Below are 26,064 nucleotides of genomic sequence, written 5' to 3'. Positions count from 1 at the left end.
GTGGGGCCGGGCATCCGGGTCGGGCCGGATGCCGTGACGGCCCCGACCGAGGTGGTCGGGGCGCCACGCTCAGCTGGTGTCGCCGACGTCGAACGTCTCGCAACCGGAGATGCGGATGAGGACCCGGCCGTCCACGTTCACCGCCTCCTCGACGTTCGCGTCGTCGACGTGGATGAGCAGGATTCCGTCCGGGTTGGACTTGCTCACCGCCGCGTCGCTGCCCGTCGCGAAGAACTCGATGCGGTCGATGAAGCGGGGTACCGCCACCAGGTGGACGCCGTTGCCGTCGGTGCGCAGCAACCGGGTCCGGGCCAGTGCGTCCAGCATCACCGTGGGAACCGGCGGGTTCTCCAGGAGTGCGCGGTCGGCTTCGGTGGCGGGCGGGACCAGCACCCAGCGGGAGCTGGTGCCGTCCGGGCCCTCCCTGCCGTCGGTGCTCGCGCGGTAGACCCCGCGCAGGACCACGGCGCTGTCATCGCGGTAGTAGGGGTCCTCCGACGGCCGGTCGGTGACGACGTTCCTGGCGAGCGGCGGGACCGGAAGGGTGCCCAGCACCACGTCGCACGCGAAGTGCTGGCGGTCCGCGCGCAGCACCCGGCCACGCCGGTCCACCACGTCGCTGGTGATCCGGACGTGCACGCGGTCAGGGCCGTCCAGCCGCGCCGTCACCCGGTAGGGGTTGCCCGGCCCGGCCTTCGGCGCGACGAACGCCGAGAACCGCAGGTTCTCCAGGGTGCGGACGGGCAAGCCGGGTACCACCGCGGTCGCCGCTTCGGCCGCGATGGTGGCCAGACCGGTGCCGTGCATGGTCGGTTTGCCGTTCACCGTGTGGTCGACCAGGAACCCCGCGGTGCGCTCGCCGAGGTCCAGCAGCCACTGGGTGGTGCCGCGGGTGGTGCGGTGCGGGGTGCCGAGCATCCACCGGGTGCGCTCCGGTACCGGGTGCACGAAGCCGGGGAACTGCTCGCCGAAGGTCGCGCGTTCCTTCGCGTTGAGGAACGCCACCAGCGGTTGGGCGACCGACGGCGTGCACAGCTCGGCGGCCAGGTGCCGCACGCCCTCGGCCGGGGCGAGCGGAGCCATGATCCCCGCTCGTTCGTTGTTGCCCTGCATCAGTTCCGATCCGCCCATGCCGATCTCCGCCCAGATCGGCCAGATCAGCGTGCGCTCGTCCGCGCCGCGGACCAGTGCCGCCTGGCGGGCCGCGCCGTGGAGGAAGTCGTTGCCGGGCGCGTAGTCGGTCTCGCCGGGCAGCCCCACGAGGCCGGCCACCGAGCCGAAGTTGCACCACTGGGCGGGCTGGGCGGTGCCGAACGCGGCCTTGAGGTTGCGGTACCCGTCGACCTTGACCCCGCGGACGTGCCGCAGCCCGTCGACCGTCAGCCGGGAGATGTCGCCGCCGTTGTGCAGGCCGGCGCCGTGCACGAGCAGGTCGACGTCCGGGGTGACCTGCCGGATCGTCTCGACCACCGAGCGGACGGCCTCGGCGTCGGTGAGGTCGCAGGTCAGGTAGTCGACCGCGTCCTCACCGCAGAGCGCGCGCAGTTCCCGCAGGTTCCGCTGCGACTCGCGGGCGTTGAGCAGGCGGTCGAACCGGGCCATGACCTCCCGCACCGTGGCACCGGGGGTGCGGGCGCGTTCGGTCTTGAGGAAGTTCGCCCGCAGGCCGGGAAGTTGCTCGTCGCCCGCGTACAGCAGGTCCTCGGGCACGTCCTGCAGCCGCGACGAGCCCAGCAGCCACAACCGCAACGGCGTCCGGGAGGCGAGCTCCTTCGCGCAGGCCGCCGTGATGCCCCGCGCGCCGCCGGTGACCACGACCACCGACCCCGGCCGCAGCGGCGACACGTTCGAGCTCAGGTCGAGCGGTGCGGGCACCAGCTTGGTGCGCAGCCGCACACCGTCGTGGTGGAGCACCGCCGGATAGCCGCGGTAGCCGGCCAGTTCCCGGTTCAGGGTGTCCCAGGCGCCGGTCTCCGAGCTGATCACCACGGCCAGCCGCGCCCCGCGGAGGTCCCAGGCGAGGCTGCTGACGATGCCGGTGAACAGGCCGGCGGAGGAGTGCGGGACTCCGCTGCGCAGCTCGTCGACGAGGTGCACGCCGAGCGAGCCACCGGCGTCGATCCGGTCGCGGCAGGACTTCGCCGCGAGGAACAGCGCTTCGTGCGCGCGGAGAGTCCCTTCCGCAACGGTGTCGCCGGGCGCCGGACCACCGGTGGAGGCGAAGAGGCGGACGTGGCTGAACCGGCCAGCGCCCGTCGCGGCGTCGGGGAACTGGGCCTCGACCGGTGCGGTCTCGTCCAGCACGTGGATGTGAGCACCGGACGCGCGCACGTGTGCGGGCACCGACTCCTCGCACCCCGGCTGCACGACGACGAGCCAGTCCGGCCCGGGAGCGGTGGTCCACTCGGCGCCGGAAGCCGGCTCTTCGACGTAGGTGCAGACGTAGCGCTCGTTGCGCGGCGCCGGCCGGGTGGCCCGGTGTGGTGTCAGCACGATCCCGGGCGCCGAAGGGCCGGCGGCGATCACGTGGGGGGTCTTCCCCAGTCGGGTGAGCTCGCCCACGAGGTCGCACGCGCCGTTGGCGCCGAGGTAGTCCAGCGGCCGTGGGGCTCGGGTCCCGGCGCCGCCGGTGGCGACCGAGACCTGGCAGAGCACGGGCCATCCGGCGGCGGCCGCGGTGCTCTCCCGCGCCAAGGCGAACAGGAAGGCGCCTTCGCCGAGGGGGCCGCGACCGAGCAGGGTGCGCAGCTCGTCGGTGCTGTTGCCGTTGAGGCTGAGCACGAGCGCCAGGTCCAGCGCTCCGCCGAGGAGGTGCCGCACCGCCGTCTGGACCGCGTGCGCGGTGGCGTCCGGCCCGGCGTCGGCGAGCTGCACCGCACCGTTGAGGTTGTGGCGGTTGGCGATGCGCGACGCGATGACGTTGCCCATCAGACCGGGCTGGGTGTCCGGGGTGGACTCGGGGGTTCCTGCCCGCACCGCGCGGCCCACGGCTCGCGCGGCCTCCGCGAACTCGTCCGCGTCGAGCTCACCCGGCGTGACGGCGAGCAGGTCGTCGGCGTAGCAGCGCAGCGCCGACTGGTACCAGGACAGGGTCGGTCCGTAGTGAGCCGCGATGACACCGGTGGTCTCCTCGCGGCCTTCCCACAGCTGCCCGTGTTCGGCCAGGAAGCGTTCGGCCACGTCCAGCGCCATCAGCTGGGTGCGGTCGATGGCGTCCGACACCGCGGCGGGCAGCCTGCTCACCTTCCACTCCGGCGCCGGGTAGGGCATCGGGAAGGCCGCGTCGTCAGCGGGCGCACGCCCCTCGCCCAGGCGCGTCGCGACTTCGGCCGAGGTCGGCGCCCCCGGCAGGTGGGCGCTCCACGCGACCAGGACGACGCGGTCGTCCTTCGCCGGCGGCCGGGAGGTGGGCACGGGCTCGCCGGGGCCGGGCTCGTCACGCAGCAGCAGGTGCCCGTTGGTCCCGCCGAACCCGAACCCGGAGACGCCGACCAGGCGCGGTCCGGCGGGCAGCGGCGTGTCCTGCGCGGGGACGGTGACGTGTTCCGCGGTCGCCGCCGCGCCGGGTCGTGGCCGTTGAGCGGGGACCACACCGTGGCGCAGGGCGAGCAGAGCGTGGATCACCGACACCGCGCCCGCGGCCCACCCCGTGTGCCCGATCAGGGACTTGTTGCTGGTGCACAACACTTCCCGGCCGGCCGACTGGTTCAGCGCGGCCAGCTCGACCTCGTCGCCCGCCCTGGTGCCGGTACCGTGCCCGACCACCCAGACCGGGGCGTGCTCCTGCCCGTGCCCGGCGCGTGCGATCGCCAGTTCCTGCCCGCGGTGGTTGGGGGCGGCGATGGCCTTGCCCCGGCCGTCGGCCGCGGCACCGAACCCCGCCAGCACGCCGAGCACCTGCTGGCCGTCGCGGCGGGCGTCACCCAGCCGTCGCAGCGCCACCACCGCCGCGCCGTCGGAGAAGAGCGTGCCGTCCGCGGAGCCGTCGAACGCGTTGACCGCTCCCCGGTGGCTGAGACCACCGAGCTTGCTGAACAGCACGTTGAACCGCGGGGTGACCATGAAGTAGCCCCCGCACAGCGCCAGGTCGGTGCTGCCTTCCAGCAGGGCGGCCACACCCAGGTCGATGGCGTAGAGCGACGAGGAGCACGCGGTGTCCACGATCGTCACGGGCGTGGTGTCCGGCAGCAGGCCGCGCACGGCGTTGCGGACGACCCCGTCCGGCAGGTGGCTCTCCGGGTTGCCCGCGGCCAGCCGGTAGCGCTCGCGCAGCAGGGAGCGCAGCCGTTCCGCGTCCGGGCCCGCGGGCGTCGGCCAGGCCTCGGCGAGCATGCGGGCGTACCCCTCGACCACCATGGCCTGCTCGAAGTGCTGGTCGCCGTCGGAGCAGGCACCGATGAACAGCGAGGAATGGGACGACGGACCGTCCGGCAACGCCTGCCCCAGGGCGTGGCGCAGCCAGGACGACGACAGGCTGGCGTCGGGAGCGACGTCCTCGTGCCGCCCCATCCGCACGAAGCCCGCAGTGCGCGCGTACGTGCGGTCGCGGTCGCCGGGATCGGCGGCCCAGAAGGTGTCGAGCGGATAGCGGTCCCCCGGTTCGCTGAACGCGGGCTCGCCGGCGCGCAGCAGGTCCCAGAACTGCTCGGGTGACTCCGCACCGGGGACGACCAGCCCCATTCCGACGACGGCGATGGCATCGTCGTCACCCTCACGGCCGGGCGTGGGTTCTGCAGCTCGGCCGGAGGTGCGGGCAGGCGCATTGTCGGAGGCGCGGGTAGGCGCATTGTTGGTGGCGCGAGCGGGCGCACCGTCCGACGTGCGGGCAGGCGCACTGTCGGCGGCGCGAACCGGCACATCGCGAACCGGCACCCCCGACGCGCTGGGCTCGACGACGTCCGCCGTCGGCCGCGGGGCGTCGCCCCACGTGCCCCCGGCGCGGATCAGCGCACCGCCCAGCCGGATCCCGCCGTCGTTGACGACGTTCTCCCCCGTGATCCACGACGCTTCCGGGGAGGCGAGGAAGGCCACGAGCTTCGCGTGTTCCTCGACCGTGCCCAGGCGGCCGAGCGGGGTTCCCGCGACCGTCGCCTCCAGGACCTCTTCACTGCGGGGGAACAACTTCACCGTCTCGCTGACGAGCATTCCCGCGGACGCCATGTTCACCCGGATGCCGTGCGGCCCGAACTCCACGGCCAGGTATTTCGTCAGCTGTTCGAGGGCCCCCTTGCACACCGCCACGCAGCTGTAGTTGTCGATGACGACGCTGGTGCCGATCGAACCCAGGTTCACGATCGCGCCGCCGCGGTCCTTCATGAGCGGGAAGGCGGCACGGCAGCAACGGCGCGGGCCGTGCACGTTGGTGTCGATCGCCCTTTCCCAGTCGCGGTCGGTGAGCACGTGACCGGGCTCGAACACTCCGCGGGCGGCGTTGTTGACCAGCACGTCGAGCCGCCCGTGCCGGCGTGCGACGTCGGCGAACATCTCCTCGACCGCGTCCTGCTTGGCCACGCTGGCCCGCAGGTGCTCCGCGGAACCGCCGTCCGCGAGGATGTCCGCCACGGTCTGCCGCGCGGCGTCGATGTCGTGGAACCAGTTCACGATCACATGGCCGCCACCGCGGGCCAGCTCGCGCGCGATGGCCCGGCCCTGCCCCTTCGAGCCTCCCGTCACCAGGCAGATCCGGTCGGCGAAAGCACCGCTGCGTGGACTGTTCACGCCTTCACCCGCCCAGCACCGAGCTGGGTGAGCAGCTCGGCGATCGACTCCAGGGTGGTGTAGTCGGTGATCCGGATGTCGGCCTCGGGGAGGTCGTACTTCTGGCGGGCGCGCTGGAGCAGCTCGGTCTGCCGGATGGAGTCGATCCCCAGGTCCGCCTCGAGCTCGATGTCGGCTTCGAACACTTCCTCCGGATAGCCGACGGCGGAGGCGTAGAGGGTGCGCAGCTCGTCCACCAAGCCCGGAACGTCCGCGCCTCCGGACGGCGCGGGTTCTGCGGGCTCGGGTGCCGTCGTGGGGACGGCAGCGGCGGGAACCGCGGTGTGCTGCACCTGGTGCGTGCCCGTTCGGGCGGGCTCGACCGGTGCCGCGTCCGCTCGGGCGCTCGTGATCGACGACCCGTTCGAACCAGCGCCCGCAACCGGCGACCCGTTCGAACCAGCGCTCGCAATGGACGACCCGTTCGAACCAGCGCTCGCAACCGGCGACCCGTTCGAACCAGCGCTCGCAATGGACGACCCGTTCGAACCGGCCTGCATGACCGACGATCCGTTCGACCCGGCCTGCGCGACCGGCGCCCCGTTCGACGCGGCCTCAGAGCTGGAGGACGTGGCGAACGCGCCACGCAGCTCGTCGAGGGTCCGGCGCTGTCGCAGCGGTGCCGCGGTCTGCACGCCGGGCAGGCACGCACCCACGAGGTCGGTCAGTGCGGCGCGCGCTCCGCACTCGAGGAAGTGCGCGTACCCGTCACCCCGCACCGACACCAGGGCCTGCAGGAAGCCGACCTCCCGTTCGAGGTGGCTGGTCAGGATCTCGCGGCCGTCCTGCTCGGTCTCGACGTAACGGCCCAGCACCGGCGAGTACATCGGCACTCGCGGTGCGCGCACCCGGACCTCGGCCACCTCCGCCTCGAACAACCGGTTCGCCTCCGCCAGCAGCCGGTTGTGGAACGGGTACGGGACGCGCAGGCGCGTCGCTTCGATCCCGAGCAGGCCGGCCAGCGCCGTCAGCCGGTCCAGCGACTCGTGCGGGCCGGAGACCACGACCTGGTCGTACCCGTTGTGGGCAGCGACCGCCAAGCCGCGGTCAGCGAGAGAGCCGACGACAGCGCTCGCCCGCTGTCGTCCGACGCGCAGCGCGACCATTCCTCCCTCGGTGTCGCGCGAGGCGCGCAGCGCACGGTCACGCGCGATCACGAGCCGGACCCCGTCCGCCAGGTCGAGCGCTCCCGCGGCGGTCAGCGCGGCGAACTCGCCGAAGCTGTGACCGATCACGAGAGCCGGTGTGACGCCGGCGAGCTCACGGGCCAGGTCCAGGACCGCCAGCTCGGTGGCGAAGATGGCCAGGCTCAGAGCAGGGACGTCACTGGCCAGCAGCACGTCCAGGGTCGGCGCGTCCGCGCTCTCCAGCAGGGTGGAGATCGTGGGGCCGCCGTGCCGGAGGGAGATCGCGTCCACCTGACCGACAACGGCCGGCAGTGAGCGGTCGGCGCACACGCGTGAAAGACCACCGGGCAGGTACCCGCCCTGTCCCGGGAACAGGAAGACCGGCGAGGAAGACGACGAACAAGACACGATGAGATCCTTAGCGTGGAGCGGGAAAACGGGTTTCAAAGCACCCGGCGGGGGACGGGGCAGGCTCCGGACGAAGCCAGGAGGTCGCTTGCTCGACAGGATGTCAGTGGTGCGCGTACCGCCACGAGCGCTCGTTCCGGCAGGCGGGACCGGAGCCCTTCGCGACGTTGACGCCGGGTACTCTCACCGTCGGCTGCCGTCGTTCCAGCCGAGCACATCGGCGGGAGTCCCGGCGGCCGGTGCGCACCTGCCGGAAATCGGTGAGCACTGCCCATCGTCGCGCAGAAGGAACTCCTCGGACCGGCGCGATGAATCCTTCCACGGGCCAGGGAGGTGCTGGGGCGGGATCGGGCACCCGCACATCTCCGAATTCTTCACGACGGCGGTGTCGCCGCCGCGTCTGTGTTGCGGCATCCCTGCGGACCACATTCACCGTGCACCACAAAATGGTGAACATCGAGTGACTTGCAGTCTTCTGCCGCACCCTCCGGACGACACCCCACGGGTCGTTCGGCGGCGATTTCTCGGAAGGGGTATCACCCTTCGAACGGCACGCGAATGAGGCTAAACAGCTTCACGACGGCATACCTGCGGAAGTCCACAGGTATGCCGCAGGAGCAGCGATCACCGAAAGACCACAGGCGTTCACCAGCGGTAACGGGGTCGAGGCGCTCCACCCCGAAGGCGGATGAGCTGCGCGCTCACAAACAGAGAGTGACGCACATCGCCGACCGCCCTCAAGAAGACTACGGATGTCCACAGCACAGACCCGCTGGATTGGTGGTCGCACCCGCCGATCATCCGATGAAGGCCGTCCGACCGGACCACTGACGCGCCTTCCGGTGTCACACCACATCGACGAGCGGGCAGCGGACGAGGCGATCGTTTCACCACAAATACTCATCGGCAGCGCAATTCGTACGGACCCGTTCGAGACCCTACCCGCTTCCTGCCCGATCAGTCCGTCTCGCGGTGTGTGACAAATCTCGGCGCCACTCGCGCCCGGATGCGCAGCCGACGACTGCCCGAACGGGCGTCCGACCGTTCTCACCTGCGACTTCGGCGCCAAGAAGTCTTTTCGACTCAAGGGATCGAGAACTTGACCCGATGGGTACTCATAAAGTGGAATCGATAGCAGGGCGATATGAACTGATTTGAAGCGAAAGACCACCCGATTGGGCCAGTTGACAACTACGGAGCGCATAAATGGTCGCCGACGCACACCAGCATTCAGGCAGTGCCGACACGCTCGTCGGTCGCGGCGCGGAGTTGGCACGCATCGTCGATGGTCTCGAATCGGCGAAGCGTGCGACACCCTTCACACTCCTGGTCGAGGGCACGCCCGGCGTCGGCAAGACCGCGTTGCTGGACGTGGCGTGCGAGCTCGCCCGCGAGCGCGGATTCGTCGTCTGGCGTGCGAAGGGCTCGCTGATGGAGCGGGACGTGCCCTTCGCCGTGGCCCAGCAGCTCTTCGAGCACCTGCGCGAGGAACTGCCGCCTGGCCGGAACGGTGAAAGCACACCTCCCGGGTACGACCTCATCGCCGGGCACCTCACCGCCGAGCGGGATGACGTCGGTGAGCTCGAACTCCAGCGGGCCATCCGGGACCTCTACCGCTTCACGGCCGACTTCGCCCAGCGCGCACCGCTGTGCCTGGTGATCGACGACGTGCAGTGGGCGGACGTCTCGTCGTTGCGCTGGCTGAACTACCTCGTGCACCGCGTCGTCAAGCTCCCGGTCGTCCTGCTGATGACCCGCACACCGGGGATCCAGCCGACCGATCCCCTGCTGATAGCGGAACTGGACATCTACTCCGAGCGCATGAGGCTCGCGTACTTCACCGCGCGCAACATCGCGCAGCTCACCGAGCGGATGCTCGGGCAGACGCCGGACGAGAAGTTCGCGCAGGCCTTCGTCGAGGCCACCGGCGGCTGTCCCACGGTGACGCGGCACATCCTGGGTGTGATGCGGGAAAGATCGGTGCCGCCGGAGGAGAGCGCCGCGAACGACCTGCTGCGCCCCGAATGCGAGAAACTCGGTCAGGTGCTGCTCGCGCGGCTCAACCGCCAGTCACCCGAGCTCGTCGAGCTCGCGAAGGCGATCGCGGCCGTGGAGCCGGCGGACCTGGCCCTGCTGACCGCCGTCGTGGACCTCGACACCAGCGAGGCCGCCGATCGGGTGCGGCAGCTGGAAGGCATGGGCGTGCTCACCCCGGGCGGCGGGCTGAAGTTCACGCACGCGGTGCTCAAGAACACGATCACGAGCGCGGTCGGGTACCGGGAACGCGAGCAGCTGCACGCCAAGGCCGCGCGGTTCCTGCACTACACGCGGGCACCCGCGGTCGTCGTGGCACGCCACGTCCTGCACACGCCCGCCCAGTCCGGCGCCTGGGCGGTCGAGGTCCTGCGTGCCGCCGCCGACACCGCGATCGCCGACGGCGATGCCCGCTTCGGTGCCCAACTGCTCGCCAGGGCTCTCGACGAGGACCTCTCCACCGCGCAGAGGCAGGACCTGCTGCTGCGGCTCGGTCTGGCCGAGACGTACTTCGACCCGCGGATGGCCGTGGCGCACATCGAGGAGGGAATGGTCGGCCTGGACGATCCGCAGGAGATCCTCGCGGCCGCCTGCCGGCTAGCGGAGATCCTCTACTTCGACGGTGCCTACGACAGTGCCAGCGAGGTGCTGCGCCGGGCCATGGAAGAGATCGGGTCCAAGATCCCCGCGGCCGTCGAGTCGATGCGCCTGCTGGAACGGATCACCGTGCCCTCAGGTGACCCGGAGGCCCGGCAGGTGGACTTCCGCGAGTTCGACGAGCAGCAGTGGCGCCGCGGTGACGAGCACGGCCGCAGGCTGGCCGGGCTGATCGCCGAGGACACCAGCAACCGGGGCGTGGAGCTGGCCCTGTGCCGCAAGGCCGCGCTCGCGGCGCTGTCCGGCGGCGCGACCTCCGCGATGCAGCACCCGCAACGCCTGTTCGGAGTGATCAACGCCCTGCTGCGCGCCGACGAGGCGGAGCTCGCGATGCGCCACTGCGATGAGGTCCTGCTCGAAGCCCAGCGACAGGGGCTGTCGTTGATCACCATGCTCGGTCACTCGCTCCGGTCGCGGGCGCACCACCACCACGGGTCCTTCGCCGAGGCCGCCGCGGACGCGGAGCTCGCGTTGTCCGCGGCGCGAACCGCGAAGCTCGCCCCGGACCACCTGGGACACGTCTACGCCACCGACGCCTGGGTTCGCGCTCAGCTGGCCCTGGGCGACCTCGACGCGGCGAAGAACGCGCTGGCGCCCTATGGGCGCTCCAGACAACTGCCGCAGACCTGGCACCACACCGCCCTGCTGCACGTCAGAGGCGCTGTGCGCATGGAGCTCGGCGACCACGAGGCAGCGCTCGCCGACCAGCTCGAATGCGGTGAGCGGTTCCTGGCCTGGGACCGGCGCAACCCGGCGGTGCGCCCCTGGCGGTCCTTCGCGGCGCTGGCACACCTGCGGCTCGGACAGCCGCAGCCGGCCCTCGACCTCGCGTTGCAGGAGCTGACCCTGGCACGGGAGTGGGGCGCACCGACCGTGATCGGTCGCGCGCTGCTGACGGTGGGCATCGTGACCGGCGGTTCCGCCGCCGCCCCGTGGCTGGCCGAGGCCGACTCGGTGCTGCGCCGGTCGACCGCGCGGATGCTGCACGCACAGGTGCTGCTCGAACTCGCCGCAACGCGGTGGGAGAAGGGACAGCACGACGCCGCCCGGCAGCACCTCGCGGAAGCGCAGGCACTCGGCCGGCAGTGCGGCGTCGCCGTGCAACCGGGACAACGGCTCGCCGGACTGAGCTCCGCCGCCACCTCGCACACACCGGTGCCGCACCACCCCGAACCGACCAACGCCGCGCCACCCGCTCCCCGGCTCAGCGCGCTCACGCTGACGCCGCACGAGTACCGCATCGCCACACTGGCCCTCGAAGGCAACTCCAACGAAGAGATCGCCCGCGAGCTCAACGTCTCGCGGCGCACCGTCGAGTTCCACCTGACCAACATCTACCGCAAGCTCGGCGTGCGCCGGCGCATCCAGCTGTCCTCCGCACTGGCGGGCCTCGTCCCACGCGCATGACCTGAAAGCAGGGTCACCGGGCACCGCTGTGCGGTGCCCGGTCTGCACGTGGGCGCACCGTTCAGGCGCCTGCGGCTTCGGCTCGGCCGCCGCGGCCGAGCCCGCTGCCGACGTGGAGCTCGCGCCGCACGAGGTCCGCGACGGTCCCCCAGTGGTCCACCGGGAAGAAGTGGCCCCCTGGGAACTTCTCCAGCACGAAGGACCCGGTGGTGTGACGCATCCACGCGCTCGCGTCCGGCAGTGGCACGATCGGGTCCTCGGTGCCGGCCAGAGCGGTGATCGGCGCGGTGATCACCGCGGAAGGCCCGCACCGGTAGGACTCGATCGCCCGGTAGTCGTTGCGCACCACGGGCAGCACCATCGCGCGGAGATCGGCGTTGCTCAGCACGCCCGGTTGGACGCCACCCAGCGCCTCGATCACGGTGACCACGTCGTCGTCGGACATGAGGTGCACACCCGCGTTGCGGTGCAGGTGCGGCGCCGCTCGACCGGACGCGAAGAGGTGCGAGACGGGCACCGAGGCGGCCTCCAGCCGTCGCGCCACCTCGAACGCCACCACGGCGCCCATGCTGTGCCCGAACAGGGCCAGCGGCCGGCTCTTGTCCAGCACCGCGAACACCTCGTCCGCCAGCACGTGCAGGTCGTCGATCGGCTCGTCGCGGAGCCGGTCGAGGCGGCCGGGGTACTGGACCGCCGACAGCTGGACCTCGCCGTCGAGCTCCATGCGGAGCCGGGTGAACCACCCGGCCGATCCGCCCGCGTACGGAAAGCACACGAGCTGCGGGGCTTCCTCGGACGTGGCGCGGAACTTCCGCACCCAGCGGCCGCCCTGAGCAACGTTCGCCATGATCTCCCTCTTCGGGTCTTGCTGTGGGGTCGACATCGTCGTCGGCGCTGCTCGTTCAGCCGCCCAGCAGGCGGCTCAGGTCGTCCTCCGGGGTCAGGTAGCCGCCGGACAACGCGTCCGCCTCACCGGACACCAGTCGCACCAGCATCTCCGATGACTCCTCGGGCGTGGTGAACCGGCCGCTGTCGCGCTGGTCGGCCATCCACGCACCGACGCCGTCGAGGTGGCGGTCACCGGTCTCCCCGGCTTCCAGCTGCCTGCGGGTCAGACCGAGGTCGACCAGTCCGGGGTGGTAGCTGAGCACCGACACCCCGGTTCCCGCCAGCTCCGGCGCGAGGTTCTCACCGAGCTTGATGGCGGCGGCCTTGGACACCGAGTAGCCGGAGACGTTGGGCCAGCGGTGCTTGCCCGCCGAGCTCACGATGTTGATGACCCGCCCGTGCCCGCGCTCCACCATGCCCGGCAACGCCGCCCGGCAGGCCCGCACGGTCCCGCGCAGGTTGACCTCCACCGTCTGCCACCAGTGGTCCTCGTCGACCTCCCACAGGGGGCCGGCCGGACCGCCGACACCGGCGTTGTTGATCAGCACGTCGACCGCGCCGAACTCCTGCTCCGCCCGCTCGACGGCCCGGGTCAGCGCCGTGCCGTCGGTGACGTCGGCGACCAGCGCCAGGGGCGTTCCGCCGATGGAGTCCGCCAGCTCGTCGAGCGCGGCCTGGTCGCGTCCGGTCAGGACCAGGTTCGCCCCGGCTTCGGCGAGCTCCCTGGCGAAGAGCCGCCCGAGGCCGCCGGTCGCACCGGTCAGCAGCACCGTCGTCCCGGCCAGCGACGGACGCTCCACGTCGAGCGGCCGTTCCGCTTCCTGCTCGCCGAGCTGGATGCGCAGGTACTTCGCGAGGGCGCTCGGCGTGGAGTGGTCGAAGATCGCCGTGGGCGGCACCGACCGCCCGGTCGCCTTCTCGACGCGGTTGCGCAGCTCCAGCACCGTGAGCGAGTCGAACCCGATCTCGAAGAACCCGCGGTCGGCCTCCACCTCGTCGGCGCTCGCGAACCCGAGCACACCGGCCACCAGGCTCCGGACGAGGTCACCCAGGAGGGCCTCCTGAGCGCCTTCGTCCTTGCCGGCCAGTTCGCCCGCGATGGACGGCACCGGCGCCGGCGCCGCTTCCGCCACCGGCCGCTGCTTCACGTGCCCGCGCAGCAGCGGGGTCAGCGGCGCCGACTCGCTGTCGACGAGCTGACGGGTGTCCAGCGCGATCGGGGCGAGCATGGGTTCCCCGGTGCGCAAAGCGGTGTCGAACGCGGCCAGTGCGTCCTCGGTCGACAGCGGAGTGACCCCGAGGCGGACCAGCCGGCGCAGGTCCGCCTCGTCGAGGTGACCGGACAGCTCGCTGCGTTCGGCCCACAGCCCCCACGCCAGCGACAGCGCGTGCTGCCCGGCGTCGTGCCTGCGCCGTGCGATGGCGTCGATGCAGGCGTTGGCGGCGGCGTAGTTGGCCTGACCGGCCGTGCCCCACCAGGCGGCAGCGGAGGAGCACACGACGAACCAGGTGAGGTCCGCGTCCCTCGTGAGCTCGTCGAGGTGCGTCACGGCGTCCACCTTGGCCGGCAGAACGGCCTCCAGGGCCTCGGCGGTCAGCGACCGGATCGTCGCGTCCCGCGAGGTTCCGGCAGCGTGGATCACACCGGCCAGCGGCCGGTCCGACGGAATCCGCGCGAGGACCCCGGCCAGCTGCTCGCGATCTGCCGCGTCACAGGCCTCCACGGTGACGGAGGCACCCAGCTCGCGCAGTTCGGCGGACAGCCGGGCCATGCCGGGTGCGTCGGCACCGCGCCGGCTCAGCAGGACCACGTCCCGAACCCCGTGCTCGCGCACGGCGTGCCGGGTCAGCGCGGAACCGACGACCCCGCCCGCACCGGTGACCAGCAGCGAACCGCCACGCCACTCGGTGGGGGCGGACGGCCCGGCGGCCGCGGCACCGGCCAGCCTCGGCACGCGGACCTGCCCGGCGCGCACGGCGAGCTGCGGCTCGTCGGTGCCGACCAGCTGCCGCCACGCCTTGTCCGACGCGGCCGTGCCGTCGAGGTCGATCAGCTGCAGCACGCCGGGGTGTTCGGTCTGCGCGGAGCGCACCAGACCCCACACCGCCGCGGCGACCGGGTCGCCGTCCACCGCACCTCGGGTGAGCACGACCAGCCGGGCACCGGGCTCGTGGTCGCGCGCCACCCAGCCGCGGACCGAGGCCAGTGCCGCGTCCAGCGCGGTCCGGACCCGCTGCGGCAGCGGCGACGCGGGGTCACCGTTGTCGACGGTCAGCGTCAGGTGCCCGGTTCCCCCTGCCGGGGACAGCCCCTCCGGTGCCTTCCAGTCGATCCGGAACAGCGTCTCCGCCGCCTGGGCGGCGCCGATGACCTGCAGCTGCTCACGCACCACCGGCCGCGCGACGAGCTCTTCGGCGGAGAAGACCGGCATGCCCACGTTGTCCCACGCGGTGACGCTGAACGAGTCCTGTCCCTTGTCGAGCAGGCGAACCCGCAGCGACGCGGCGCCGGGCCCGTGCACCTCGACGCCCGCCCACGAGAACGGCAGGCGCAACGCGTCCACCAGCAGCGGGTGCAACGCCGAGTCCAGCAGCGCGGGGTGCACCAGGTAGTCACCGGCTTCGCCGTGCACGGTCGCGGGCAGGGCAACCTCGGCGAAGACGTCGCCGCCACGACGCCAGGCCCTGCGGACGCCCTGGAAGTCGGGTCCGTAGCCCAGGCCGGCGTCGGCGAGGCGGGGGTAGAGCCCGTCGAGGTCGACCGGCTGCGCGTTCGCGGGCGGCCATTCGGTCAGGTTCTCCCCCGAACCGGGCACGCCGGGAACGAGGCGGCCGGTGGCGTGCGCGGTCCACGGCGCGTCGGCCGAGGCCCGCGAGTGCAGGGCGAGGGCGCGGCTGCCGTCGTCCTCGGGCGCGGACACCTCCACCTGCACGTCCAGGGTGCCCTCGGCGGGAAGCACCACCGCGGTGCGGAAGACGAGCTCCGCCACCCTCGGGCAGCCGACCTGCTCACCGGCCCTGGCGGCCATCTCCAGCAGGGCCGTGCCCGGCACCACGGCGGCACCGCCGACGCGGTGGCCACCGGTCCAGGCCGGGCGCGCGGTGGACAACCGTCCGGTGAGGACGGTGGCTCCGCTGCCGGCCAGGGACATCGACGCGGTCAGCAACGGGTGCCCGACCGCACCGAGGCCGGTGCCCGCGACGCTCCCGGTGGCACGCGGGGTGTCGAGCCAGAAGCGCTGCCGCTGGAAGGCGTAGGTCGGCAGCTCCACGTGCGGTCGTGCGCCGCCGCCCAGCACAGCGGACCAGTCGACGGAGGTGCCGCGGACGAACAGCTTCGCGACGGTGTCCAGCAGTGCTCGTGGTTCCGGGCGGTCCTTGCGCAGCAGCGGCAGCGGCACGGCCGGTGCGGACACGCTCGCCGACGCCATCGCCGAGAGCACGCTGTCGGGGCCCAGCTCCACGAAGGTGCTGACGCCACCGGCTTCCAGGGCGCGCACGGCGTCCTGGAACAGGACCGGCTCGCGCACGTGGCGGACCCAGTACTCCGCGGTGGTGAAGTCGCCCGCAGCGGCGGCCTGACCGGTCAGCGTCGACACCATCGGGATGCTCGGCGCCGAGAACTCGATGCGGGACACGACGTCGCGGAACTCCGCCAGCACCGGCCCCATCAACGGCGAGTGGAACGCGTGGCTGACCCGCAGGGCCTTCGTGCGGTGGCCGCGCGAGCGCAGCTGCTCGGTGATCGCCTGCACCGCGGCGGCGGCACCGGACAGGACGGTGGCCCTGGGCCCGTTGACCGCGGCGATCCCCACCTCGTGCTCACGGCCGACGAGCAACGCGGTCACCTCGGCGGCGGCCGCCTCCACGGCCACCATGACGCCGCCTTCCGGCAGTGCGCCCATCAGCCTGCCCCGAGCGGCGACCAGTGTCGCGGCGTCGCGCAACGACATGACGCCGGCCACGTGGGCCGCGGCGATCTCGCCGATGGAGTGCCCTGCCACGCGGCCCGGCCGCACTCCCCACGCCTCCAGCAGCCGGAACAGCGCCACCTCGAGCGCGAACAGCGCGGGCTGCGCGTGCTCGGTCCGGTCCAGGCCGTCACCGGTGAAGACCAGGTCGCGCAGGCTAACGCCGAGCAGCGGGTCGAGCACCTCGGCCGCGTCGTCGAACGCGACCGCGAACGGCGGGTACGCCTCGTACAGCTCCCGTCCCATGCCGGCGCGCTGGCTGCCCTGACCTGCGAACAGGAAGGCGGTCTCGCCCGCGTGCCTCTCGGCCGTGACGACCAGGTTCGGCGCGTCGTCGCCGTGTGCGGCGGCGGTGAGGCCCGCCAGCAACGAGTCCCGGTCACCGCCCAGTACGACGGCGCGCTGGTCGAACCGCGACCGGTTCGTGAGTGCCGCCGCGACGGCGGCGTCGTCGTGGCCGGGCTCCCGGTCGAGGAAGTCCGCCAGCTTGGCCGCCTGTGCCCGCAGCGCCGCCGGTGTCCTGGCGCTGAGGACCCACGGCGTGACCGCCGCTGCTCGCGGCTCCGGCACCGGGGCGGTGGCCTCGGCGGGGTTCTCCTCGGCGGGGCTTTCGAGGATCACGTGGGCGTTCGTGCCGCCGATGCCGAACGACGACACCGCGGCGCGGCGGGTTCCCCCCGGCCACGGGCGTGCCTCCCTCAGCAGCTCGACCGACCCCGAGGTCCAGTCCACGTGCGGGGACGGCTCGCTGACGTGCAGGGTCTTCGGCAGGACGCCGTGCCGCATCGCCATGATCATCTTGATGATCCCGCCTGCGCCCGCCGCGGCCTGGGTGTGGCCGGTGTTGGACTTCAGCGAACCGAGCCACAGCGGGCGGTCGCGGTCCTGTCCGTAGGTGTCCAGCAAGGCCTGCGCCTCGATCGGGTCGCCCAGCGGCGTGCCGGTGCCGTGCGCTTCCACCACGTCCACGTCGGCGGCCGTCAGTCGTGCCTGGGCCAGCGTCTGCTCGATGAGCCGGCGCTGAGCCGGGCCGCTCGGTGCGGTGAGGCCGTTGGAGGCGCCGTCGGAGTTGATCCCGCTGCCGCGGACCACCGCGAGCACCCGGTGCCCGTTGCGCTTCGCGTCGGAGAGCCGTTCCAGCAGGAGCATGCCCGCGCCCTCGGCCCAGCTGGTGCCGCTCGCGTCCGAGGAGAACGCCCGGCACCGCCCGTCGGCGGCGAGTGCGCGCTGGCGGCTGAACTCGACGAACGTGACGGGGGTGGACATCACCGACACACCGCCGGCCAGCGCCATCGAACATTCGCCGTTGCGCAGCGCCTGCGCGGCCAGGTGCAGTGCCACCAGGGAGGACGAGCACGCGGTGTCGACCGACATCGTGGGCCCCTGCAGGCCGAAGACGTAGGAGATGCGGCCGGACGCGACGCTGCCGTGGCTGCCGAGGGTCATCATCCCCTCCATGCCGTCCGGGAGGTCCTGCACGTCGTGGACGCGGGTGGAGTAGTCGTGGAACATCACGCCGGCGTAGACACCGGTGCGGGAACCCTTGACCGACAACGGGTCGATGCCCGCGTTCTCCAGCGCCTCCCACGAGGTCTCCAGCAGCAGCCGCTGCTGCGGGTCCATCGCGAGCGCCTCGCGCGGCGCGATGCCGAAGAACGAGGCGTCGAAGTCGGCGGCGTCGTGCAGGAAACCGCCTTCACGGGTGTAGCTCGTGCCGCGGTGGGTGGGGTCGTCGTGGAAGAGGGTGTCGAGGTCCCAGCCGCGGTTGTCGGGGAACGCCGTGATCCCGTCCGTGCCGGTGGCGACCAGGTCCCACAGCTCCTGCGGCGAGCTGACCCCGCCGGGGTAGCGGGCGGCCATGCCGACGATCACGATCGGGTCGTCCTCACCCACTTCGGGTTCGGGTTCTGCTCGCTGGACCGCCTGGGTCACAGTGGTGTCCTTCTCGGTCGAGAGTTCTTCCACCAGGTGTTCGACCACGTCCAGCGCGCTGGGCCGGTCGAACAGCAGGGTGGTCGGCAGGCTCAGGCCCGTGGCGTCGCTGAGCTCGTAGCGCAGTTCCAGTGCGGCCAGCGAGTCCATCCCCAGCGCGGAGAACGGCTGCTCCACCTGGTCGTCCCGCAGCTGGGCGTACCCCAGCACGGCGGCGGCGCTGGTGCGGACCAGCCGGGTCAGCTCCGCCCGCAGCTCGTCCGCGGTCAGCTGGTCGAACGCGCCGCCGGAGGTCTCCTGCGCGGTCACGGCCGGTTCGGCCACGACCGGTGTGCGGACGAGGTCGGCCAGCAGGGGCACGGGCTGCCCGGTGACGGAGCGGACGTCCAGGCGGACGGGCGCCAGCACCGGCTCCGTCGAGCGCAGTGCGCCGTCGAACGCGGCGACGGCATCCTTTGTGGACAGTGGTGCGATGCCGGCCCTGGCCATGCGCTGGAGGTCGGCGTCACCGAGGTGCCCGGAGAGCTCACTGCGCTCCTCCCACAGCCCCCAGGCCAGTGCCAGTGCCGGGAACCCGGCGGCGGCGCGGTCGCGGACGATCGCGTCGAGGCAGGCGTTCGCGGCGGCGTAGTTGGCCTGGCCGGCGGTGCCCCACCAGCCGGCGACCGAGGAGCAGACGACGAACCAGTCGAGGTCCAGTCCCCTGGTCAGCTCGTCCAGGTGGCTGACGGCGTCCACCTTGGACGCGAGGACGGCGTCGACGCCGTCGGTGGTGAGCGCCTCGATGACGGTGTCGGCCACCGTTCCGGCCGCGTGGACGATGCCGCGCAGGTCCGGGACGCGCGCCAGCAGGCCTTCCACCTGCGAGCGCTTCGCCACGTCACAGGCCTCGACCGTGACCGAGACGCCCATGGACCGCAGCTCCCCGGCCAGCCGCGCGACACCGGCGGCCCGTTCGCCGCGACGGCTGACCAGGACGACGTCGCTGATCCCGCGGGTGGTCACGGCGTGCAGCGTCAGTGCCGAACCGACGACTCCGCCCGCACCGGTGACGAGCAGCGTTCCCCTGTCCCACCTGATGTCCAGGGCGGCGGGCGCGGCGGTGTGGCGCACGAGGCGCGGCACCAGCGCGGTGCCTTCCCTCACGGAGACCTGCGGGTCGGGTGAACCGGCCAGTGACGGCACCAGCGCGTCGGAGGCGGCACTGCCGTCGACCTCGATCAGCTGGAAGCGGCCGGGGTGCTCGGTCTGCGCCGAACGCACGAGCCCTTGCACGGCAGCGCCGACCGGGTCGGAACCGGTGACGATGCTGAGGCATCCGCCCTGCTCGCCGGACAACCAGTCCTGCACGGTGGTCAGCGCCCAGGCCAGTCCCGCACGCACCCGGTGCGGCAGCGGGCCTCCGGACCCGACCGGCAGCCGCCGCGTGGTGCCCGGGGTGGGAGCCACGACGGTGGTGGGCCGCCATTCCACGCGGTACAGCGAATCGGCTGCCACGGCGTCACGCAGCTGGGCGTCGGACACCGGCCGCAGCACGACCGAGTCGGCGTCGAGGACGGGGTTGCCCTCACCGTCCCAGGCGGCCAGCCGGACGGTGTCGGGACCGAGCCCGGTCAGCCGGGTCCTCAGCAGCGACGCCCCGGCCGCGTGGAGGCGGGTGCCCGTCCAGGAGAACGGCAGTCGCGCCGTTCCCCCGTCGGGCAACAGCTCACCGGCCGCCAGTGGTTGCAGGACGGCGTCCAGCAGTGCCGGGTGCAGCAGGTGGTCGTTCCTCGTCTCGGGCAGCCGGACCTCGGCGAAGAGCTCGCCGTCGCCGCGCCACAGGCGCCGCACGCCCTGGAAGACGGGACCGTAGTGCAGGTTCCGCTCGGCCAGTGCGGCGTAGAACCCGGCCAGGTCGACCGGCTCGCAGCCGACCGGCGGCCACTGCACCGGGGCGGGCCCGGTGCCGGTGGCGGCGTCGACCTGGCCGGTGACGTGGAGGGTCCACTCCCCCTGCCCCGCGAGGCGTGACACCGTCCGCAGGGCACCGTCCGCCGACACGCGGACCTGGACGTCCAGCGCGTCACCGGCGGGAACGACCATCGGCGCGATCAGCAGCAGTTCGGTGACGGCGGGCCGGCCGACGTGCGCACCGGCGCGGGCGGCGAGTTCGAGCAGCGCCGTTCCGGGAACGACCACCGCTCCGCCGACCCGGTGCTCGGCGAGCCACGGCAGCTCGGCCGGGTCGAGCCTGCCGGTCAGCACCGTGGTGCCGTCGACGGACAGCGCCGCCCTGAGCACCGGGTGTGCGACGGCGTCGAGCCCGGCGGAGGCGAGGTCCGCGGCCTTGGCGACCGGGTCGAGCCAGAAGCGCTCGTGCTGGAACGCGTAGGTCGGCAGCTCCGTGCGGCGGGCGCCGGTGCCGGCGAAGAACGCCGTCCAGTCGACGGTGACACCGGCGGTGTGCAGCCGTGCCAGTGCGGACACCAGCGTGCCGGCTTCCGGCCTGCCCTTGCGCAGGGCGGGCAGGACGAGCTGGTCGGTGTCGGACAGGCAGTTCTGCGCCATCGCCGCGAGCACGCCGTCCGGGCCGATCTCGACCAGCCGCGTCACGCCCTGCTCGCGCAGGTGGCGGACGCCGTCGTGGAAGAGCACCGCGTCGCGGACGTGCCGCACCCAGTGCTCGGGCGAGCGGAGCTGCTCGGCCGTCGCGAGGGTGCCGGTCAGGTTCGACACCAGCGGGATCACCGGCGCCGCGTAGGTGATCCGCGCGGCGACGCGGCGGAACTCCTCCAGCACCGGTTCCACCAGCGGCGAGTGGAACGCGTGGCTCACGGTGAGCCGCTTGGTCTTGCGTCCGCGTTCCGCCCACCGCGCGGCCAGCGCGAGGACGTCGTCCTCCGCACCGGACACCACGACCGCGTCGGGTCCGTTGACCGCGGCCAGGCCCACGCGGGAGGTCAGCTGCGGGCGCACCTCGTCCGCGGTGGCCTGCACGGAGACCATCGCGCCGCCAGGGGGCAGCGCCTGCATCAACCGGCCGCGCGCGGCGACCAGTTCCGCCGCTCCCGCCAGGGTCAGCACGCCGGAGACGTGCGCCGCCGCGATCTCACCGATCGAGTGGCCGGTCACGAAGTCCGGCTCGACACCCCACGAGCGCACGAGGCGGTACAGCGCGACCTCGACGGCGAACAGCGCGGGCTGGGTGTACTCGGTCCGGTCCAGCACGGCGGCGTCGTCGCCCCACATGACCTCGCGCACCGGCTTGGTCAGGTGCCGGTCGAGCTCGTCGGCAACCTCGTCCAGTGCCGCGGCGAAGACCGGGTAGGTGGTGTACAGCTCCCGGCCCATGCCCAGGCGTTGGGCACCCTGGCCGGTGAACAGGAAGGCGACGGGCTCGTCGAGCCGGGCGTGGTCGCGGGCTCCGCGGCCCTCGCACAGCTCGCGCAGCCCCGCCGTGTCCGTGGCGAGCACCGCGGCACGGTGGTCGAAGTCGCTGCGACCGGTGGCCAGGGTGAACGCGATGTCGGCCGGGTCGAGCCCGGGGTGCTCGGCGAGGTGGTCGCGCAGCCTTCGCGCCTGTGCGCTCAACGCCTGCGGCGTCTTGGCGCTCAGCAGGAACGGGACCTGCCGCTCCTCCCGCGCCCGCTGCTGCGGCTGCGGCCGGTGTTCGAGGACGACGTGCGCGTTGGTGCCGCTGATGCCGAACGACGACACCGCCGCCCGCCGGGTGCCTTCCGGCCACGGCCGTGCTTCGGTCAGCAGCTCGACCGCCCCGGACGCCCAGTCGACGTGCGGCGAGGGCTCGTCGACGTGCAGGGTCTTCGGCAGGACGCCGTGCCGCATGGCCATGACCATCTTGATCACGCCCGCGACGCCGGCCGCGGCCTGGGTGTGGCCGAGGTTGGACTTGAGCGAGCCGAGCCACAGCGGGCGGTCGCGGTCCTGGCCGTAGGTGGCGATGATCGCCTGGGCCTCGATCGGGTCGCCCAGCGACGTGCCCGTGCCGTGCGCCTCCACGACGTCCACATCGGACGCCGAGAGCCCGGCGTCGGCCAGCGCCTTGCGGATCACCCGCTGCTGCGAGGGCCCGTTCGGCGCGGTCAGGCCGTTGGACGCACCGTCCTGGTTCACCGCGGTGCCCCGGACGACGGCGTGGACGGTGTGGCCGTGGCGCAGCGCGTCGGACAGCCGCTCCACCACCAGCACGCCGACGCCCTCCGACCAGCCGGTGCCGTCGGCGGCCGCGGAGAACGCCTTGCACCGGCCGTCCCGTGCGAGACCGCGCTGGCGGCTGAACTCGGCGAACATGCCGGGCGTGCTCATCACCGTCACGCCACCGGCGAGGGCGAGCGAGCACTCCCCGCGCCGCAGCGCCTCGACGGCGAGGTCCAGCGCGACCAGGGACGAGGAGCAGGCCGTGTCGACCGACAGCGCGGGGCCTTCGAGGCCGAGCACGTAGGCGATCCGGCCGGAGACGACGCTTCCGGCGAGACCGGTGAGGAGGTGCCCGGCCACGGCGTCCGGGCTTTCGTGCAGCCTGGTGCCGTAGTCACCGGCCATGGCCCCGACGAAGACGCCGGTGTCGGTGCCGCGCAGCAGTTCGGGGTCGATCGCGGCCTGTTCGAGCGCCTCCCAGGAGACTTCGAGCAGGAGCCGTTGCTGCGGGTCCATGGCGAGCGCTTCACGGGGCGACACACCGAAGAACTCGGCGTCGAAGTCCGGGGCGTCGTGCAGGAACCCACCCGTGCGGGCGACTTCGGCGCTTCCCGCGAACAGGTCGCGGACGTCCCAGCCGCGGTCGGACGGGTACGGCCCGATGGCGTCGGCCTCCGCGGTGACGAACCGCCAGAGGTCCTCCGGTGAGCGGATGTCACCGGGGAACCGGCAGCCCATGCCCACGATGACGATCGGGTCGTCCTCCGGCTTCTCCTCGGCCGCGGTGACCCGTTCCAGCGCGGCGGGAGCCTGCCGGGTGCCGCCGGGGAGGAGCCGGTCGACCTCGGCCGCGAGCGCCGCGGGTGTCGGGAAGTCGAACGCGACGCCGGCGGGCAGCCGCAGCGACGCGGCCGCGTTGATCCGGTTGCGCAGCTCGACGGCCATGATGGAGTCGAAACCCAGCCGCTTGAACGGTTCCCGCACGCTGACCGCGTTCGGGGTCGTGCGCAGCACGGCGGCGGCGTGGGCTCGGACGAGGTCGATCCCGTGCAGCACCGGTCCCGTCTCGACGGTTACCTCGTTCTTGTCACCGATCCAGAACCGCTGCCGCTGGAAGGGGTAGGTCGGCAGGTCGGCGGCACGGACGCGCGTGCGCACCGGCGGCACCACGGCGGACCAGTCGACGTCGATCCCGCCGGTGAAGGCTTCAGCGGCCGAGGTGAGGAAGCGGCGCAGGTCGCCCTCGTCGCGGCGGAGCGAGCCGACGACGACCGCGTCGTCGATGTCCGCGGCGGTCACCGTGTCCTCGACGGCGGCGACGAGAACGGGGTGCGAGCTGACTTCGACGAAGTGGCGGAAGCCCTGTGCCAGCAGCGCTTCGGTGGCCTCACCGAAGCGGACGGGCGCTCGCAGGTTGTGCGCCCAGTACGCGGCGTCCAGCCGGTCAGCCCAGGCGCAGTCCGCGGTGGAGAAGAACGGCGTGCTGCCCTGCTGCGGCCGGATCTCGGCGAGGGCCTCGACGATCTGCCGGCGCACGGAGTCGACGTGCGGGCTGTGCGAGGCGTAGTCCACGGCGATCCGCCGCGCCCGCAGGCCCTCCTCCTTCCACTGCGCCACCAGGGCGTCGACCGTGTCTTGGTCTCCGGAGACGACGGTCGAGCGCACGCTGTTGACCACCGCGACCTCGACGCCGGGATGGCCGGCCAGGCGCGAGCGGACCTCGTCTGCGGGCAGGTCGACCGACGCCATCGCGCCGTGCCCGGCCAGCTCGGCGGCGATGATCTTGCTGCGCAGGGCGACGACGGTCGCGGCGTCGTCGAGATCGAGCTTCCCGGAGACCACCGCGGCGGCGATCTCGCCCTGGGAGTGCCCCAGCACGGCGGCTGGCCGGACGCCGGCCGATGCCCACAACCGGGCCAGCGACACCATCACGGCCCAGGACGCGGGCTGCACCACGTCGACGCGGTCGAGGCCGTCGCCGGTGCGCAGGACCTCGGTCAGGGACCAGCTCACGTGCGGTGCCAGCGCCTCCTCGCAGGCGGCGACGGAGTCCGCGAACACCGCGGAGACGTCGAGGAGGTCACGTCCCATCCCCACCCACTGCGCGCCCTGTCCCGGGAAGACGAGGACGGGACCGGCGTCCGCCTTCTCGCTGTGGCCCAGGACGACGCCCGCGCCGGGGACGCCCTGCTCGATCCCGGCGAGACCGGAGTCGAGCTCATCGGCGGTGGCGGCGAGCACGACGGCACGGTGGTCGAAGAGCGTGCGCTGAGTGAGCAGCGCACGGGCGAGACCGGCGCGGTCGAGGTCGCGGCCCCGCAGGTTCCGGGCCTGAGCGCGCAGCGCCTCGGGCGTCTTCGCGCTGAGCACGAACGGCAGGGTCGCCTCGACGTGCTCCGGGGTGCCCTCGTCCTCTTCGGACTCAGGCGGTCCGGAAAGGACGACGTGGCAGTTCGCCCCGCCCATGCCGAAGGAGCTGACGCCGGCCAGCCGGGGCTCGGCGCTCCAGTCCGCGGTCTCGGTCTGCACCCTGATGCCCAGCTCGCCGAACGCGATGTCCGGGTTCGGCTCGGTGAAGTTGAGGCTGGGCGGAACCTGTCCCCTGCTGATCGAGAGCACCGTCTTGAGCAGCCCCGCGATGCCGGCCGCTCCTTCGAGGTGGCCGATGTTGGTCTTGACCGAGCCCACGCGCAGCGCATCGGCCGGAGCGCGTCCGGCACCGAGCACCCGGCCCAGCGCCGACGCCTCGACCGGGTCGCCCACCCTGGTGCCGGTGCCGTGCAGCTCCACGTACTGCACCCGGTGCGGGTCGACGTCCGCCGCGCGGTAGGCCGCGCGGAGGACCTCCGCCTGCGCGGTGGCGTCCGGGGTGGTGAGGCCGTCGCTCGCGCCGTCGTTGTTGACCGCGCTGCCGCGGATCACGCAGAGGACGTCGTCCTGGTCGGCCAGCGCCTTCGCGAGCGGCTTGAGGACGACCACGCCGCCGCCCTCGCCGCGCACGTACCCGTTCGCCCTGGCGTCGAAGGTGTGGCAGCGCCCGTCCGGGGAAAGACCACCGAACTTGGCCGCACCGACGGTGCTCTCCGGTGCGAGGTTGAGGTGCACGCCACCGGCCAGCGCGACCTCGCACTCACCGGTGCGGATGCTCTGCGCGGCGAGGTGCACCGCGACGAGCGCGGACGACTGGGCGGAGTCGACGGTGAAGCTGGGGCCCCGCACCCCGAGGGTGTAGGAGATGCGGTTGGCGATGAGACCACGGCTGAGACCGGTGACCGTGTGGTGCCCGACCCCTTCGATCCCCTCGCGCTGCGCGAGCGTGGCGTAGTCGGATCCGAACGCACCCATGAACACGCCGACGGCGTGCTCGCGCAGGGCAGCCGGGACCACGCCGGAGTTCTCCAGCGCTTCCCAGGCCAGCTCCAGCGCGAGCCGTTGCTGCGGGTCCATGTCCGTGGCTTCACGCGGGGAGATGCCGAAGAACGCCGCGTCGAAGCGGTCGACCTCGTCGAGGTAGCCGCCCCAGCGCGAGTTCGCCCTGCCGGGCTTCGACAGGTCGGCGTCGTACAGGGCGTTCGCGTCCCACCGCGTGGCCGGCGTCTCGGTGACGGCGCTCGAACCCGTGACGAGCAGTTCCCAGAAGGCGTCCGGGTTCGCCGCCCCGGGAAGGCGGCAGGACAGGCCGATGACGGCGATTCCATCCCGCGCGGTGGCAGCAGCGTGGTCGGGCGTGGTCATGTGCGACT

General features: G+C 72.6%; 5 protein-coding genes. 1 reads left to right on the top strand and 4 read right to left on the bottom strand.

Translation table 11 applies throughout. The features are described 5' to 3' along the window. Positions 1–69: 69 nt before the first annotated feature. Together ACZ7CH_RS27445 and ACZ7CH_RS27440 are read right to left on the bottom strand one after the other, a co-directional pair. Positions 70–5,718, bottom strand: coding sequence for an SDR family oxidoreductase (locus ACZ7CH_RS27445; RefSeq protein WP_470375267.1), 5,649 nt, complete (start codon positions 5,716–5,718; stop codon positions 70–72). Further along, entirely contained in the window at positions 5,715–7,292 is a 1,578-nt protein-coding gene (locus ACZ7CH_RS27440) for an acyltransferase domain-containing protein (RefSeq protein WP_470375266.1), read from the bottom strand. Before ACZ7CH_RS27440 ends, ACZ7CH_RS27445 begins: the two co-directional genes overlap by 4 nt. A gap of 1,206 nt (positions 7,293–8,498) precedes the next feature. On the opposite strand from ACZ7CH_RS27440, the gene ACZ7CH_RS27435 reads away from it, so the two are divergent. Then, entirely contained in the window at positions 8,499–11,390 is a 2,892-nt protein-coding gene (locus ACZ7CH_RS27435; RefSeq protein WP_470375265.1) for a helix-turn-helix transcriptional regulator, read from the top strand. A gap of 61 nt (positions 11,391–11,451) precedes the next feature. Here ACZ7CH_RS27435 and ACZ7CH_RS27430 read toward each other — a convergent pair whose 3' ends face one another. Further along, positions 11,452–12,237 carry a thioesterase II family protein gene (locus ACZ7CH_RS27430; RefSeq protein WP_470375264.1) on the bottom strand — a complete coding sequence of 262 codons (786 nt, stop codon included), beginning with the start codon at positions 12,235–12,237 and terminating at the stop codon, positions 11,452–11,454. A 55-nt stretch (positions 12,238–12,292) separates the two neighbouring features. Continuing rightward, positions 12,293–26,056 (bottom strand): SDR family NAD(P)-dependent oxidoreductase, encoded by a 13,764-nt coding sequence (locus ACZ7CH_RS27425; RefSeq protein ID WP_470375263.1) that lies wholly within the window; start codon positions 26,054–26,056, stop codon positions 12,293–12,295. Positions 26,057–26,064: the final 8 nt, after the last annotated feature.

The sequence above is a fragment of the Lentzea sp. NPDC037011 genome, assembly GCF_055607425.1.
This window is presented reverse-complemented; position numbering and strand designations above follow the sequence as displayed.

Coding starts and splice junctions, on each gene's coding strand:
- ACZ7CH_RS27435 (WP_470375265.1), top strand. CDS start 8,499: ATGGTCGCCGACGCACACCAGCATTCAGGCAGTGCCGACACGCTCGTC.
- ACZ7CH_RS27430 (WP_470375264.1), bottom strand. CDS start 12,237: ATGGCGAACGTTGCTCAGGGCGGCCGCTGGGTGCGGAAGTTCCGCGCC.
- ACZ7CH_RS27425 (WP_470375263.1), bottom strand. CDS start 26,056: ATGACCACGCCCGACCACGCTGCTGCCACCGCGCGGGATGGAATCGCC.